This window comes from Streptomyces sp. YIM 130001, assembly GCF_003574445.1.
Lineage (GTDB): Bacteria > Actinomycetota > Actinomycetes > Streptomycetales > Streptomycetaceae > Streptomyces.
Window position 1 is genome coordinate 14,881 of sequence record NZ_KZ984567.1, and the last position, 15,448, is coordinate 30,328.

Annotated in this window: 10 protein-coding genes; 8 read left to right on the plus strand and 2 right to left on the minus strand. The window is 69.1% G+C overall.

Annotated elements, in window-relative coordinates; genetic code table 11:
• Positions 1 to 191: 191 nt before the first annotated feature.
• Genes DSC45_RS29465 through DSC45_RS29475 form a run of 3 tightly spaced genes read left to right on the plus strand, consistent with a single transcriptional unit; the run spans position 192 to position 3,633 of the window.
• Positions 192 to 983 (plus strand): enoyl-CoA hydratase/isomerase family protein, encoded by a 792-nt coding sequence (locus DSC45_RS29465; RefSeq protein WP_119295039.1) that lies wholly within the window; start codon positions 192 to 194, stop codon positions 981 to 983.
• Positions 980 to 2,656, plus strand: coding sequence for an AMP-binding protein (locus tag DSC45_RS29470; protein ID WP_240434914.1), 1,677 nt, complete (start codon positions 980 to 982; stop codon positions 2,654 to 2,656). Before DSC45_RS29465 ends, DSC45_RS29470 begins: the two co-directional genes overlap by 4 nt.
• Positions 2,653 to 3,633, plus strand: coding sequence for an NADPH:quinone oxidoreductase family protein (locus DSC45_RS29475; RefSeq protein WP_119295040.1), 981 nt, complete (start codon positions 2,653 to 2,655; stop codon positions 3,631 to 3,633). Before DSC45_RS29470 ends, DSC45_RS29475 begins: the two co-directional genes overlap by 4 nt.
• A 21-nt stretch (positions 3,634 to 3,654) precedes the next feature.
• Here the strand turns inward: DSC45_RS29475 and DSC45_RS29480 are convergent, their stop codons facing one another.
• Positions 3,655 to 5,013, minus strand: coding sequence for an NsdA family TPR-like regulatory protein (locus DSC45_RS29480; protein WP_162929378.1), 1,359 nt, complete (start codon positions 5,011 to 5,013; stop codon positions 3,655 to 3,657).
• Positions 5,014 to 5,547: 534 nt separating this feature from the next.
• Between DSC45_RS29480 and DSC45_RS29485 the strand changes: the two genes are divergently transcribed.
• Positions 5,548 to 7,041 carry a hydroxymethylglutaryl-CoA synthase family protein gene (locus DSC45_RS29485; RefSeq protein WP_119295042.1) on the plus strand — a complete coding sequence of 498 codons (1,494 nt, stop codon included), beginning with the start codon at positions 5,548 to 5,550 and terminating at the stop codon, positions 7,039 to 7,041.
• Between the two features lie 13 nt (positions 7,042 to 7,054).
• Positions 7,055 to 8,416, plus strand: a complete 1,362-nt coding sequence (locus DSC45_RS29490; protein WP_119295043.1) for a hydroxymethylglutaryl-CoA reductase — start codon at positions 7,055 to 7,057, stop codon at positions 8,414 to 8,416.
• A 399-nt stretch (positions 8,417 to 8,815) separates the two neighbouring features.
• On the opposite strand, the gene DSC45_RS35910 is transcribed toward DSC45_RS29490, so the two are convergent.
• On the minus strand, positions 8,816 to 9,049 hold the full coding sequence (locus tag DSC45_RS35910) for a hypothetical protein (RefSeq protein WP_162929380.1): 234 nt from the start codon (positions 9,047 to 9,049) through the stop codon (positions 8,816 to 8,818).
• 321 nt (positions 9,050 to 9,370) lie between these two features.
• On the opposite strand from DSC45_RS35910, the gene DSC45_RS29495 reads away from it, so the two are divergent.
• The 3 genes from DSC45_RS29495 to DSC45_RS29505 all read left to right on the plus strand — a co-directional run bounded on the left by DSC45_RS29495 (position 9,371) and on the right by DSC45_RS29505 (position 15,231).
• On the plus strand, positions 9,371 to 10,810 hold the full coding sequence (locus DSC45_RS29495) for an alpha/beta fold hydrolase (protein ID WP_205571466.1): 1,440 nt from the start codon (positions 9,371 to 9,373) through the stop codon (positions 10,808 to 10,810).
• 1,445 nt (positions 10,811 to 12,255) lie between these two features.
• Positions 12,256 to 13,818, plus strand: a complete 1,563-nt coding sequence (locus DSC45_RS29500) for an SDR family oxidoreductase (RefSeq protein ID WP_119295135.1) — start codon at positions 12,256 to 12,258, stop codon at positions 13,816 to 13,818.
• A 39-nt stretch (positions 13,819 to 13,857) separates the two neighbouring features.
• Entirely contained in the window at positions 13,858 to 15,231 is a 1,374-nt protein-coding gene (locus DSC45_RS29505; protein ID WP_119295045.1) for a cryptochrome/photolyase family protein, read from the plus strand.
• Positions 15,232 to 15,448 lie beyond the last annotated feature (217 nt).

Sequence of the window (15,448 nt, forward strand, 5' to 3'; positions counted from 1 at the left end):
AGCTGACGGGGCGGTTGTGTGGCGTACGCGTCGTCGGGGGCAGGACGGGGTGAGTCGTTCAACTCGTTCACGTAACTGCCCTGGTTCGGCCGTTCCTTGGGAGCGGCGGGTGGCCGCTAATGGACCGGGGCGCATGTCGCAGGACGGAGCGCGCCCCGTGTCAGGTTCTGCGCATGAAGTGGGGGCTTCGAATGAGCATCGAGCTGTGTCTCGCCGACGGAATCGCCGAGATCGTCCTCAACCGGCCGGACAAGCACAATGCCATGACCCTGGAGATGTACGAGGACTTGGGGCGAGCCTTCGAGCGGGTGCGAGTCGATCCGTCGATCCGGGCGGCCGTCGTCCGCGGCAGCACCCCCGCGGCGTTCTGCGCGGGAGCGGACCGACTCGAGGCGGTACCCGCGCTCGTCGAGGGACGGTGCGACATCTCGGCCTGGGACGGTGCCCATCTCAAGAACACTGATGTGTTCAAGCCGGTGATCTCCGCCATCGACGGCTACTGCTTCGGTGCGGGTTTCGAGATCATGTTGGGGACGGATATCCGTATTGCGGCCAGAACTGCCGTATTCGGGCTGCCGGAAGCCGCGGCGGGGCTGGTGCCTGCGGGCGGGACACTGGTGCGTCTGGTGCGGCAGATTCCGTATGCCCACGCCATGGACCTCCTGCTGAGTGGACGGCGGATCACTGCCGACGAGGCGCTCGCCATGGGGCTGGTCAGTCAGGTGGTGGAGCCCGAGGAACTGCTTGCCACCGCACGGCGACGTGTGATCGCGCTGGGCAGCCTCAGTCAGCACGCGCTGCGTGTCATCAAGGAGTCCGTGATCCGGCTCGGTGATCTGCCTCAGTCGGAAGCGTTCGGGGCCGAAGCCGTGTGCGGAGGCGAGGCCTTTCGAAGCGCCGATGCCGCGGAAGGGGTCGCCGCGTTCGCCGAGCGCCGGGCGCCCCGATTCCCCAGTGTGCTGAACGAGGCGGGCGCACGATGACCGCGAGTGCCGCCGGTGGTGAGGGCGCCATGAGTTACGCGTGCGGTACCGCCACAGAGCCGTTGCTCGGCCACACCATCGGCGCCGATCTGGACGCGACGGCCGCCCGCTTCCCGCACCGCCATGCGCTGGTCGAATGCTGGACCGGGCGGCGCTGGACCTATCGGGAGCTGTGTGCGGAGGTGGACGCCCTGAGCCTGGGCCTGCTCGCGGCGGGTGTCCACAAGGGCGAGCGGGTCGGGATCTGGGCGCCGAACTGCGCGGAGTGGGTCTTCGTCCAGTACGCGACCGCCAAGATCGGCGCGATCCTGACGACGGTCAACCCCGCCTACAAGGCGGCCGAGACAGCCCATGTGCTCCGGCTGGCCGAGGTCGGCACGCTGATCACGGCCCGGGAGTACAAGGGAGCGGATTTCCGGGCCATGGTGGACGAGGTTCGCACTGAACTGAAGGAACCGGTCCGCCTGTTGGTCATCGGCAGCCCTGAGTGGGAGGACCTCCTGGAGCGGGGGCGTGCCGCGGATCCCGGACGCCTGGCCGCGGCACAGCGGGACTGCGCGGCCGACGACCCGATCAACATCCAGTTCACCTCGGGCACCAGTGGCTTCCCCAAGGGTGCGACCCTCACCCATCACGGCATCCTCAACAACGCGTACTTCGTGGGCGGGCTCCTCGGCTATACGGAGGCGGACCGGCTGTGCCTGCCCGTCCCCCTCTTCCACTGCTTCGGCATGGTCCTCGGCACCCTCGCCTGCACCGCGCGCGGCGCCACCATCGTGCTCCCGGCGCCGGGCTTCGACGCCGCCGCGACGCTCGACGCCATCGAGGCGGAGCGCTGCACGTCCGTGTACGGGGTGCCCACCATGTTCCTCGCACTGCTCGCCGATCCGGCGCTCGACCGGCGCGCGCTCGCCTCACTGCGTACCGGAATCATGGCGGGCGCCCCCTGCCCGCCATCGCTGCTCGAACTGGTCGCCTCCCGGCTGGGAGCGACGGGGATCACCACGTCGTACGGCATGACCGAGACCTCCCCGACGGCGGTGCAGACCTCCTTCACCGACCCGCTGAGCCGCCGGGTGGGCACGGTGGGTCCGCCGCTGCCGTATGTCGAGGTGAAGGTCGTCGACCCCGTGGGTGACCGGATCGTGCCGCGCGGGACGGCGGGCGAGATCTGCGTACGCGGCTATCTGGTGATGCAGGGGTACTGGCGGCAGCCCGACCGGACCGCAGAGGCCGTCGACGGCGCCGGCTGGATGCATACCGGCGACACGGGGACCATGACTACGGACGGGTGCCTGGTCATCAGCGGCCGGATCACCGACATGGTGATCCGCGGCGGTGAGAACATCTATCCGCGCGAGATCGAGGACTTCCTTCGGACGCATCCAGGTGTGCACGACGTGGCGGTGGTGGGCGTCCCCGACCCACGGGTCGGGGAGGAGCTGATGGCCTGGGTGGTGAGGCACCCGGGCACCGAACCGCTCACCGCCGACGCAATGCGCGCGTACTGCGAGGGACGGATCGCGCACTACAAGATTCCGCGCTACGTGCAGCTGACGGACGCGTTTCCCATGACCGCCTCGGGCAAGGTCCGCAAGGCGGAACTACGGGCGGCCGCAGCGCAGTTGACCCAGGTGCCCGCCGGTGCTGCCGCACCCCGGGAGGAGGCGTGAAGGCCTGGCGTGTGCACGCGTACGGTGATCCCGCGCAGGTGATGCGACTGGACGACGTCCCCGAACCTCGTCCCGCCGCCGGCCAGGTGCTGCTCCGGATGCGCGCCGCGGCCGTGGACTTCGCGGATTCGCTGCTGTGCCGAGGGCTGTACCAGGAACGGCCGGAGCGTCCGTTCGTCCCGGGCATGGAGATGTGTGCCGAGGTCGTCGAGGCGGGGACGGGCACCGGGCTGCAGAGCGGTGAGCGGGTCATCGCGCACGCGCTTCCGGTGCACAGCTACGCCGAGTTGGCGTGTGTCGATGCCCGCAGCGTGCGGTCCGCCCCGGAGAACCTGGACGATGCGGAGGCCGCGGCGTTCCACTTCAGCTACCAGACCAGCTGGTTCGCCCTGCACCGGCGTGCGGCGCTCCGAGCCGGGGAAACGCTTTTGGTGCACGCCGCGGCCGGCGGCGTGGGCAGCGCCGCCGTACAGCTGGGCAAGGCGGCCGGGGCGCGGGTGATCGGTGTGGTGGGTGGCCCGAAAAAGGTTGAAACGGCGCTGGGGCTCGGGTGTGACGTGGTCATCGACCGCACGAGCCAGGACGTGATCGCCGCAGTGAAGGCGGCCACTGCGGGCAGGGGCGCGGACGTCGTCTACGACCCGGTGGGCGGGCCCGCCTATCACCAGTCGTCCAAGGTGGTGGCCTTCGAGGGCCGGATCGTGGTCGTCGGGTTCGCCAGCGGCGAGGTCCCGACGCCGGCCCTCGGCCATCTGCTGGTCAAGAACTACTCGGTCCTCGGCCTGTATTGGGGCCAGTACGAGCGGCGCGAGCCCACGGCCGTCGACCATGGCCACGCCGAGCTGTCCCGTCTCGCACGCGAGGGCGTGATCAGGCCCTTGGTCAGTGAGCGCCTTCCGTTCACGCAGGCGGCCGACGCCGTGCAGCGCGTCGCGGAGGGGCGTACGACGGGGAGGGTGGTGGTGATGCCGGACTGAGGATGCCGGGACAGGGCGGACTCATGTGACCGTGAAGTCGCGAGCTCGGGCCAGCACTTCGGCCGCCCGGGGCTGGCGGGCGTGCGGCCTCAGATGCTGATGCAACCCTCCGAGAGCCTGTTGCACCGCGGCCGAGCGGACGTATCCGCAGTGCTCGAGGAAGGCGAGCCAGTTCGCGCAGGCTTCCTCCAACTCCCCGCGGCGGATGAGCTCTTCGGCGATCCGGCTGTGTGTGAGGGCGAGCGGGCGGTGTTCGCCCGGGGTGCGATGCCGCAGCGAGGAGGTGAGGGCGCGTCGGCACTCGGCCCGGTGTCCGAGTGCCGCGTGCGTGCCGGCGCGCTGGTAATCGAAGCTTGCCCGGGAGTACGCGCTGAACGGGTCCGGGTGCTCCTCGCTCCGCGCATGCAGCTGCTCGGCCCGGCGCAGGTCCGCCAGCGCTCGGTGCCGCATACCGTCCCGGGCATGCGCGAGCGACCGCTGGGTGAGGACGAACGACTGGACCGCTGCGTCCACGGTGGCGTCCGCCGTCTTCGCTGCCACCAGGTCCGCGGCCGCGTCGGCCAGTTCCACGGCATGGCGAACATGACCGGCACGCAGAGCCAGGGAACTCATCGCGCGCAAGGTGATCGCGCTCTGCCCCCGGTTCTGCGACTCCTGCGCCAGGCGGAGGGCCAGGTGGAAGTAGCGTTGCGCGAGCCCCATCTGGTGCATGTCGGCTGTCATCTCGGCCAGGATGTAGGCGAGTCGGGATGCCATGGTCAGGAGGTCCTGGCGCACTTGGTCTGCAGCTGCGGCGGACAGGAGCTCACCGGTGTGCTCCGCGATGTACGTGGCGAGCGCGAAGCGTGCGCTGCCGCCCCCGTGTTGCTGGTTGACCCCGGCGAAGACGCGCGTCATCTCCTCGAGCACCGACACGTCCGCAGCGGTAGCCCGGTGACGGCCGACCGCCACCGCAGGCGCCGAAACGGGTGAGGCGCTCAAGGTAGCCGGAGCGACAGGAGTGAACACCGCCCGCGCCAGTGGAACCCGCCGTACGGTGTCCACGTCCTCGCGGCACAGGGCGATCAGGCCGGGTACCGCGGCCTCCCCTTCCGGCTGTACGGCCAACGGGTCTGGTGAGCCCCCGCGTTGGGCAAGGCCCGTGTCCACGGGAGTGACGAGTCGCCGCAACTGCCGGGTGAAAGCACCGGCTACCAGTTCGGGAACCGGCGGTCGCGGACGGGAGCCCGCCACCCAATGGGCGACAGAGGTGCGGTCGTATCGGAACCGCCAACCCTGCGCCGAGCCGAGGGCATTGACCGCACGGGCCAACTGCCCGCCGTTCCAGCCCGCTTCGGTGAGCAGCGCGGACAGCCGCTCGTTCACTTTCCGACGCGACATAACCGAATACCTGCCGATGTAGGTGACGTTCTCTCCGTGGGCAACCAGTCATTCAACGGATTTCACTTGGCGGAAATCTGCGCAGTGACTCAACTGCCCTTACGTAGACGGGAAACTCGTCTTAGCTATGCCCGGGAGAGCGTCACTGTGTGCTTCCGGTCGAGGCAATGGCCTGTTCCCGCCGGTAACCACACCTTCTCATTCCCTGAGCGTGCAGCCGGACGCGCAGAAGTGCGCTATTGGATCTGGCCGGATTCGTGCGCCGAATATCCGCGATGTGAGATTGCCCAACGCATCGCCGCGTTCACGAATGCTCAATCGTGCAACGCGTTCACAGAATTGTACGAGAGTCCGCGGATTCCCGAGGGTTTTGTCGGCCATGGTGAGGGAGAACGGACCGAAGCCGCGCGCATTGGCGGAGCCGCGTCGCGGAAGTCGGTACGGGCCCGGATCAGGAAGGCGTACCAGGACGGAGACAACGCACTCACAGGTTAGTCGTCGGCGTAATTGCCACATCGGAGCGGGGTGTTGTGCATGAGGGAACCAAGGCGTCCGATACCGGCCGAAGCCGTGGGGATCAGCGCGATGAGCTGCTACGTGCCGAGACTGCGGGTGGACCTGCAGAGCTGGTGCGCGTGGACGGGAACGAACTGGGACAAGGTGCGTGCGGTCACCGGGCACAGCTTTCGCATGTGCGGTATGCACGAGGACATCTACACGATGGCCGCGAACGCGGTACTGCGCCTGATCACCGCGAACGGCATCGACACCCGGCGTATCGGCTTCCTCGCCCTCGGCACCGAATCGAGCAGCGACAACGCGGTCGGCGCAGTCACCGTCTGCGGAATGGTCGACCGCGAGCTGCGCCGCCGCGGACTGCCGGGGCTGCCGCGCGATCTCGAAGTGCCGGAGTACAAGCACGCCTGCCTGGGCGGCATGTACGCGCTGACCGGGGCCGCCCGCTATGTGCAGTGTGAATCCGGTGACCGCACGGCGATCGTGGTGGCGGCCGACATCGCTGAGTACCAGAGGGGAAGTTCCGGCGAGCAGACTCAGGGCGCGGGGGCGGTCGCCATGCTGGTGGAGCGCGCACCTGCACTCCTGGCCCTGGACCTGGCACACGCCACCAGGTCCGCCGCGTACCGCGGCCCCGACTTCCGCAAGCCGGTCGCACGGCATCACACGGAGGGGTACGCCCCGGCCACCCAACGTCCCAGCGATTTCCCGGTGTTCAGCGGACGGTACTCCACCAGCGCCTACCTCGACGCGGTCACTCATGCTGTCGAGGCGCTGTGGCGCCGGCTCGGCAGCGAGCCCGCAGAGGCATTGCGGGACCTGAGCGGGATCTTCATGCACCGCCCCTATCAGCGGATGCCGCTGCAGGCGCTGTCCTTCTTCTACGTGCGTGCGCTCGCGGCGACGCACACGGAGCGCGAGGAACTAGAAGAGCTGTGCGCGGTGGCAGGGGTGAGCCCCGAGGCCGTGGTCAAGGAATTGGACTCGTCCCCCGATCTGTTCGGATCGGTGCTGGCGGGTGAGCGCCATCCCAACCCCTATCGGGCGACCGTCGCGGTGGGCACCGAGGTACGCCGGCGTACCGGTTTCCAGGAGTTCGCACACACCAGGCTCGACCGGGGTGCGGCGCTCCTCGCACAGGTGGGCAACCTCTACTCGGCCTCGCTGCCCGCCGCGCTGGCCGCGGGACTCGAGACCGCACTGGACTCGGGCGAGGAACTCGTGGGCACCTCGCTCCTGACGGTCGGCTACGGCAGCGGAGATGCGGCACTCGCTCTCCCGGTCAGCGCCGTGCCGGGCTGGCAACACGCCGCCCGCCGGATCGGGTTCGCCCGCGCGCTGCGCTTTCCCGTGGACCTCGACCAGGCGACGTATGAGGCACTGCATGACCGCCGTGAAGTGCCCGGGCTGCAGGTGCAGCCGCTGCAGGAGTTCGTGATCGAGTGCACCGGATCCGAGCACGGACCCGGCTTCCAGGATCTCGCCGTCCCCTACTACGCGTACGAGTACTGAGAGGTGGGGCCGGATGGCATCGCATGAAACGCAGATCCCCGAACACACGCAGGTCCCCGCGCAACCGCACTCCCCCGCCCCGCCCACGCCGGCCGACCTCGCCGCCCGGCGGCGCCGGGAGGCCCTGGAGCAGAAGCACCGCGTGGCGCTCCCCGCCATCGGCCACCACACCACGAGCCTCGAACGGGCCCGCTGCGAAAACCTCATCGGTGCCGTCCAAGTGCCGGTGGGAGTGGCCGGACCGCTGACACTGCACGGCCGGTACGTCCGAGGCGAGGACGTGATCATTCCTCTGGCCACCACCGAGGGTGCGCTGATCGCGAGCGTGTCCCGGGGCTGCCGGGCGCTGCGGGAGAGCGGCGGAGCCACCGTGCTCGCCGAGGACGTGGGCATCACCCGGGCCCCGGTCTTCGCCACATCCGGCATCTCGGACAGTCGCCGGCTCACCTCGTGGATCGAGGCGCACGAGGCCGAACTACGGCAAGAGGCACAGGCAGTCAGCCAGCGGCTGCGCCTGACCGGGATCCGCTGCCAGGCGGTAGGCAGCTCGGTGTACGTCCGCTTCACTTTCACCACGGGCGACGCGATGGGGATGAACCTCGCGACGGTGGCCACCGAACGGCTGGTGCACGGAGTGATCGAACCGGCGACGGGCACCCACTGCGTCGCCCTGTCGGGCAACTACTGCACGGACAAGAAGGCCTCTGCCGTCAACCTTCTCGATGGCCGCGGCAAGCGGGTATTCGCGGAGGCCGAGATCCCGGCCGCGGTCTTGAGCGAGGTACTCAAGACCGACACGGAGCGGTTGTGCGAGGTCCAGTATCGAAAGAACCTCCTCGGCTCGGCCATGTCGGGCACGCTGGGCGGCTTCAACGCGCACTACGCCAACATGGTGGCGGCGCTCTTCCTCGCCACCGGGCAGGACGTGGCACAAGTGGCGGAGGCCTGCCAGGGCATCACCTGCGTCGAGCGCCGCGGCGAGGGCGTGTACGCCTCCGTATATCTCCCCGACGTGCCACTGGCCACCGCCGGCGGTGGCACGGTGCTCGAGACTCAGCAGGAAGCGCTGCACCTGCTCGGCATCGACGCCGCCACACCGACCCCTGAAGGGCATGCAGCGCTGCGCCTTGCAGAAGTCCTCGGCGGAGCTGTACTGGCCGGCGAACTCTCCCTGCTGGCCGCCCTCGCCTCAGGGGCACTGGCCTCCGCACATGAACACCTTGGACGGCCGGTGACACCTCGAGCAACCGGCCTTGGCCCCGAAGGCAGTCGGCGCGATGATGCGCCGAGGCCTTCTGCGGAGTCTGAATCGTCGACGCACGCATCGCCGAACACCGGGAGAACATCGCCGACCCCCGGCGCCTGGCCAGGCTGACCGGAGCAACGACTGCATGAAGCGACCAGCGCCCGGTCCCACGCGCGAGGAAGGCACGGCGCCACTCCGGGATCCGACTCATCGCATCCGAGAGGGAGTTGCGACCCATGTCCACACCCCCTTGTCCAGCAACAGGCACCCGGCGCCACTCCCGCCTCCGGTCATGTTTTCTACGGTCCTGCAACGGGCCCCTGGCCTCCGGGCTCCGGGCTCCGGGCTCCGGGCTTCTCGAACGACGGCAACGCGTGGGCTAGTCGGAACCGTAACGACCGTGACACCGAAGCCAAGCTGACCGTCCACGCCGACTGCCAACCTGTGAACTGACCTGGTCTGTGCGCCGCGACTACTGGATGTGGAGCATTGCCTGACGGCGGCAGACCACGTTGAGGGCGCATCTCGTTACTGGATCGCCCGCCTTGCGGCAGCGGTGAAGGCGCATACGCAGGCGAGCAGGCCACCATCGCGTGCCGAGTTCCCGCCGTTGACGGCGGGAACTCGCTTCTTGTGTTTCCCGAGCGTGAGGCGGCCTATACCCAGGAGCCAGGGCAGGGCCAGGGCCAGGGCCAGGGCCAGGGCCACCGAAGTCGACAGGCCGAACGCTGCGTGGTGGTTGTTGCAGCCCAGGCGATGCACAAACCTCAGGGAGGTGAAAGCCGGCGCGCAGCACGAGCGCGGCCTGTTCACCGTCCACGAACGCCCTTCCCTTCGGGAGGAAATCCTTTCGCGGAATCCAGGGCCCCCACGCTGCCGCTCCGCCGCCGGATTCGGCGTGGGGAAATAACCCGCCCCGGCCCGCCTCCAAAGCGGCACCTCAGCTTCATTCGGCCACTGTGAGAAGCACTCATGGTCACCACCGTCTGCAGCGCGACGCCAGTCTGGCTGTCGGATGCTGAGGCCGTCGATTGCAGGCAGGATGGCCGATGCACCGTCCCGCGCACTCGGAGGAGCTGACGTATGCGCAGCAACCATGGCTCGCTGGTCGTTGGAAGCATGCTCTTGGCTATGACCGTGTCGTGTTCAGTCCCGGCCTCACAATCTCCCGCCCGGACGTCGCATGGTCACGAACGCATCCAGTGGGGTGCATGTGCGCGCGAGGACGTCGGGGACGATGTGCGCTGCGGGACGCTGAGTGTCCCCGTGGACTGGAAAAGGCCCGATGCCGCAACGGTCGACCTGCGCGTCTACCGTGCCAAGTCGCAGGCAACCAGCAAGGGCACGATTCTGAATTTCCCGACCGGGCCGGGTCAAACAGGCGACATTGCGTTCGCCTCGCTCCAGCAGGCGATCCCCGGGTACGACATGCTCTCCTTCGACCCCCGTGGCGTGGGAGAAAGCAGTCCGTTGACATGCAACACCGCAGGGGTGCTTGGAATCCCGACCACCCCTCCGGTCGATCCTCAAAAATTCTCTGCATTCGACAAGAAGCAGAAGGCGTTCTGGTCCACCTGCACCACCGGCAACCGCACTTTGGACAGGCACCTGGACGCCTACAGCACGGCCCGGGATGCCGAGGCCCTCCGCGAAGCCGTGAAACTCGATGCGGTCAATCTCTATGGAATGTCCTACGGCACGCTCGCCGCCGAACGGTACCTCGGGCTGTACGGGAAGCATGTCAGGGCCGCCGTACTGGAAGGCGTCATGAACCCGGCCCAGAGCCGCCGTGAATTCGTCACCACTGCCGCGGCGGGCGCGGAAGCGGTCTTCGACCGATTCAGCGAGTGGTGCTCTACCGACGCCGACTGCGCTCTGCACAACTCAGATGTACCCGCCGCCTTCCGGCAGGCGGCGAGCAACGCCGACGCAGGCCGCATTCCCGGCAAGGACGTCATGGGGCGAACCTGGTCCGCCGCGGGAGTCAACCAGTACCTCGAAGGTGCCCTGGCCGGCCCCTTCGGCGAAGCGGCCCAGGGCTTGCAGAAACTCTCCGAGGGGCGCAGCCCGCTGCCTGGGGAAGCCGAGGACGGCACCGACGAGACGCCTAAGACCCTCCCCTACGCCGACCCGATCGTCTGCTCCGACTTCGCCATGTCCGTCAAAAGCGCCGACCAAGCCCGACTCGACGTGGCCGCAACGCGCAAGGCAGCTCCCGTCGTCGGCTACTCACCCAACTCCAGTCAATACACGTCCATCTGCCTGGCCGGCCCCGCCCCCGTCAAGGAGTCCTCTGCACCCGTCTCGTCAACCAGCAAGCACAAGACGCTGCTGCTGAGCAACAGCCACGACCCGGCCACTCCGAAGGCGTGGGCCGAGAAAGTGGCCGCTCAACTCGGTGAAAAGGCAACACATCTGGTAACCGACAAGGTCGGCCACGGTGGTGGGTTGACCAACCCGAATACCCTTCGCAAGGTCACCGCGTACATGAACCGCGTGAATCCCGCACCTGCTGGGCAGTGAAACTCTCATAGAGAATTTCCCGTCGAAGTAACGCGTACATTCTCGCCAAAATTCCACCGGCGCTGCCTCGCTCCCTGCCGACGTGTTTCACCTTCGAGCGGGACTCCTCGGGCGGCAGCGCGTCGCGCAGCCACTGGCGGAAAGCCTGTGCCGAGACGTACGGATATTCCGCACGCCCTACCCTGAGCTTCTTGACCCGGCCGGTACTGTCCTCCCTGCCCGTTGTTGGGGGGCACCCGCAACGACGTCCAGCACGATCGTGCCTGCCAGTAGCCAACTCCTCGTCCCCTGCTTCGTCGGTGATGAACTCCTCTTCCAGGGCGTCGAGTTCCTCGTCGCCCTGTTGACCGTCGTCCGTACGGCCTGGGGCTGCCATCCGAGCCGTAACCGCTCCTGCAGCACGCCAGCTCGCCTTCCTGACGGAAGCGTACTGACGTCAACTGCCGTGTGTCGGACAGACCCTGATGGTCCATCAAGGCGTACTGGCCGCCCACAACTCGCCCTACTTGACTGAGTACATCGAGGGCGGTCGCGTGACCCCGCCGACGCGCAAGGTGTGCCCCGTCGGGGACGTGGCGGCCGCCTGATCGTCGCGGACGAGCGACGACGCCCGGCGGTCTGCGTGCTCCGGCGGCTGCGATCGATCCCTTCCCCCCTGCATGCCGCGACGCCGGCGGTGGTTCCTGTGCTGTCACGACGTGTACTGCCAGGTCCGGCCACCGGGGAGCCGTTTCGGGCGACGGGACGGCTCGGCGCAGGCGGCCAGGCCGGCCGAGCGGCCTCCTCCTCCCCCGCGAGTAGTCGCACCTCGCCCAGCCGGTCGGATGCCCGGGGGCAGGGTGCATCCATCGGCCCGGTTGCCGGCGAAGTGGTTACGTGGACGGTCGCCGCCGTCCGGTGCCTTCGGCGGGAGACCTGTATGCGCGCTACGACGACAGAGACCAACCCCGCACCTGTCGAGTGCCCGCCGAGCAAACCTGCCGCCCTCGCATCCCGCGGGCTCGGGCGTGCAGCTCCGTTGCTACGACGTCCGCGCACCCCACCGACGAAGGGCGGCGGTGTCGTCCGGATCTTCGTGCGCGATGCCCCGGCTCGGGCCGCGGGTTGGTGGCCGTCCGGTTCGCATGCGGTCTTCTGCACGCCGGAACCGCTCCCGGGCCGCCAACGGTGCGGATTCCCCGTATGGAGCAACCAGATGCGCCCAGTGCCCCGCCCGGTCATCGAGCATGTGCTCCGCTACCCCGCGGCGTCAGGGGCCGTCGACAGCGGCGGTGAAGCCGGTGCCGAGGCGGGGAGCCCGACGGGAAGTGGCGGCGGCAACGCGCGGATTTTGTCGGCTCGTCGTGGTAGCGGATGCCGTGAGCGCGCCGGGCACGGTCGCGCCGGTGCAGCCATGATCGGACGCAATAGCGGGGTGGACCGCCCGCGCGGAAGGAGTGCACGTGGTGACCACTGACAAACAGCAGAACGGCGAACGCCGGCACTGCCTGGTCACCGGAGCCTCCGGATACATCGGTGGTCGCCTGGTGCCGGAACTGCTGGATGCCGGCCACCGCGTCCGCTGTCTGGTCCGTACACCCGACAAGCTCCGTGATCATCCCTGGTCGCAGGAGACCGACATCGTCCGCGGCGATGTCACGGACGCCGACTCCGTCGGCGACGCGCTGCGCGGGATCGAGGTCGCGTACTACCTGGTGCACACGCTCGGAACCGGCTCCGCCTTCGAGGAGACCGACCGTCGCGCCGCTCGCATCTTCGCCGAGCAGGCGCACGCCGCCGGAGTGCAGCGGATCGTCTATCTCGGCGGGCTCACCCCGAGGGGCGTGGACGAGCGCTCCCTCTCCCCGCATCTGCGCTCCAGGGCAGAGGTGGGGCGGGTCTTCCTCGACGGCCCGGTGCCGGCCACGGTGCTACGGGCGGCCGTCGTCATCGGCTCGGGGTCCGCGTCGTTCGAGATGCTGCGCTATCTCACCGAGCGTCTGCCGGTGATGGTGACTCCCAGCTGGGTGCACACCCGGACCCAACCGGTCGGGATCCGGGATGTGCTGCGATATCTCGTGGGTGCGGCCGCCATGCCGGCCGAGGTCGACCGGGCCTTCGACATCGGTGGGCCGGACGTTCTGACGTACCGGGAAATGATGCGCCGCTACGCCGTCGTCGCCGGGCTGCGTCGGCGGCTCATCGTTCCGGTTCCGGTGCTCACCCCGCGGCTCTCGAGCCACTGGGTCGGGCTGATCACGCCGGTACCCGCGTCCATCGCCCGGCCGCTGACCGAGTCCCTGCGCCACGAGGTCGTGTGCCATGAGCGCGACATCGCCCGGTACGTGCCCGACCTTCCGGGCCGGCCGCTCCCCTTCGACGAGGCCCTTGCCCTGGCGCTGCGCAAGGTCAGGGACGCTCAGGTGACCACCCGTTGGTCGTCCGCCGCCGTGCCCGGCGCCCCCAGCGACCCTCTCCCCACCGACCCCGACTGGGCCGGCGGCAGCCTCTATGAGGACAATCGCGAATTGTGCGTCGACGCGTCCCGCGCGTCGCTGTGGAAGGTCGTGGAGGGCATCGGCGGCGACAACGGCTGGTACTCCTTCCCCCTCGCCTGGGCGGTCCGGGGTTGGCTGGACCGGTTCGTCGGCGGCGTCGGGCTGCGCCGCGGGCGGCGCGACGCCGAGCGCCTGCGGGTCGGTGACTCGCTGGACTTCTGGCGGGTCGAGGAGATCGAGCCGGGGCGTCTGCTGCGGCTGCGTGCCGAGATGCGGTTGCCTGGCCTCGCGTGGCTGGAGATGTACGCCGAAACGGACCCCGACGGTCGCACCCGTTACCGGCAAAGGGCGCTGTTTCATCCGCGCGGGCTGCTGGGCCACGCCTACTGGTGGAGCGTCTCGCCGTTCCACGCCGTCGTCTTCGGCGGTATGGCACGCAACATCGCCCAGGCCGCCACCAAGGGCATGAGCGCGCACGGGCGGGCACCGCGCCCTGGACGCACTCGGCCAGGAAAGAGCGCCCGCCATTAGTGCGCACCGCAATCCACAACGCTTCCCACGGAGAGACACATGACCTGCGCGGTCGTCCTGTTCACCTCGGATCTGCGCCTCCACGACCATCCCCCGTTGCGTGCCGCACTCGCGGCGGCCGACGAGGTGATTCCGCTGTTCGTCCGCGACCCCGGTGTACACGCCTCGGGTTTCGACGCCCCCAACCGCAGCGCGTTCCTTGCCGACTGCCTGGCGGATCTGGATGCCTCGCTGCGGCACCGCGGTGGTCGACTGGTCGTGCGCAGCGGTCCGGTCGCCCGGGAGGTCGGCGCGGTCGCAAACGACTGCGGGGCCGCGGAGGTCCACATGGCCGCAGGAGTGTCGGGCTACGGCCGGCGCAGAGAGGAACAACTGCGCGAACACCTCGACGCCCGTGGGGTGGCGCTCCATGTGCACGACAGTGTGGTCACCGCTGTCGCACCGGGCCACCTGACACCGTCCGGATCCGACCACTACGCGGTGTTCACCCCCTACTTCCGCCGCTGGTCCACGGAGCGGCTCCGGGACGTCTGTCCCGCGCCACGCACCGTGCACGTGCCGGAGGACGCCGGAGGGGAGCCCCTGCCCTCGCGCGATGCGCTCCGCTCTCTCTCACCGGGCCTCCCCCGCGGTGGTGAACAGGCCGGCCGAAGGCTGTTCTCCCGATGGGCACGGTCCGGGCTTTCCGAGTACGAGGATCAGCACGACGCGCTGGCCGCCGACGCGACGTCTCACCTGTCGCCGTACCTGCATTTCGGCGCTCTGTCCGCGGTGGAACTCGTGCGGCGGGCCCGCGAGCAGGGCGGGCCCGGGGCGGAGGCGTTCGTACGGCAGTTGTGCTGGCGCGACTTCCACCATCAGGTACTGGCGGCGCGGCCCGGGGCGTCCAAGTGGGATTACCGCACCCGCCACGACCGGTGGCGGGGCGAAGCGGAGGCCGCTGAGGACGTCGCCGCCTGGCGGGAGGGCCGTTCCGGCTATCCGATCGTGGACGCGGCGATGCGCCAGCTGCGCCACGAGGGATGGATGCACAACCGAGGGCGCCTGCTCGTCGCGAGCTTCCTCACCAAGACGCTGTATGTGGACTGGCGGGTCGGTGCCCGGCACTTCCTCGACCTCCTCGTCGACGGCGACATCGCCAACAATCAGCTCAACTGGCAGTGGGTCGCCGGCACCGGCACCGACACCCGCCCGCACCGTGTGCTCAACCCGGTGGTCCAGGGCAAGCGGTTCGATCCGAAAGGGACGTACGTGCGGCGCTGGGTACCGGAACTGCGCGACGTGGAGGACCGGTTCGTGCACGAACCCTGGCGGCTTCCGGAGGAACGGCGCGCTCGCCTCCACTACCCCCCACCACTGATCGACCTCGCCGACGGACTGGCGCGCTTCAAGCACGCCCGCGGTCGCGAATGACAAGGGACGGGCGCGCCATGCAGTGGCTTCTCGCGTCGTGGGCCGACTGGCGGAGCCGTGATCCGCCGCGGCGGGCGGACTCCTGCCGAGGGGCGCGGCGCGGCCGACGGATCGCGACGCTCCTTGCGGCAGGGAGGGCGCACCGCCATGACGCTGCACATGGCGGGCCGCCGGAGTGAGCCTCCGGAGGTCCGCGACGCCGGACAGGGATCAGCGC

Excerpts from the sequence above, each read along its gene's own strand:
- DSC45_RS29495 (WP_205571466.1), top strand. The coding sequence starts at position 9,371 with ATGCGCAGCAACCATGGCTCGCTGGTCGTTGGAAGCATGCTCTTGGCT.
- DSC45_RS29505 (WP_119295045.1), top strand. The coding sequence starts at position 13,858 with ATGACCTGCGCGGTCGTCCTGTTCACCTCGGATCTGCGCCTCCACGAC.
- DSC45_RS29480 (WP_162929378.1), bottom strand. The coding sequence starts at position 5,013 with ATGTCGCGTCGGAAAGTGAACGAGCGGCTGTCCGCGCTGCTCACCGAA.
- DSC45_RS29470 (WP_240434914.1), top strand. The coding sequence starts at position 980 with ATGACCGCGAGTGCCGCCGGTGGTGAGGGCGCCATGAGTTACGCGTGC.
- DSC45_RS29485 (WP_119295042.1), top strand. The coding sequence starts at position 5,548 with ATGAGGGAACCAAGGCGTCCGATACCGGCCGAAGCCGTGGGGATCAGC.
- DSC45_RS29490 (WP_119295043.1), top strand. The coding sequence starts at position 7,055 with ATGGCATCGCATGAAACGCAGATCCCCGAACACACGCAGGTCCCCGCG.
- DSC45_RS29465 (WP_119295039.1), top strand. The coding sequence starts at position 192 with ATGAGCATCGAGCTGTGTCTCGCCGACGGAATCGCCGAGATCGTCCTC.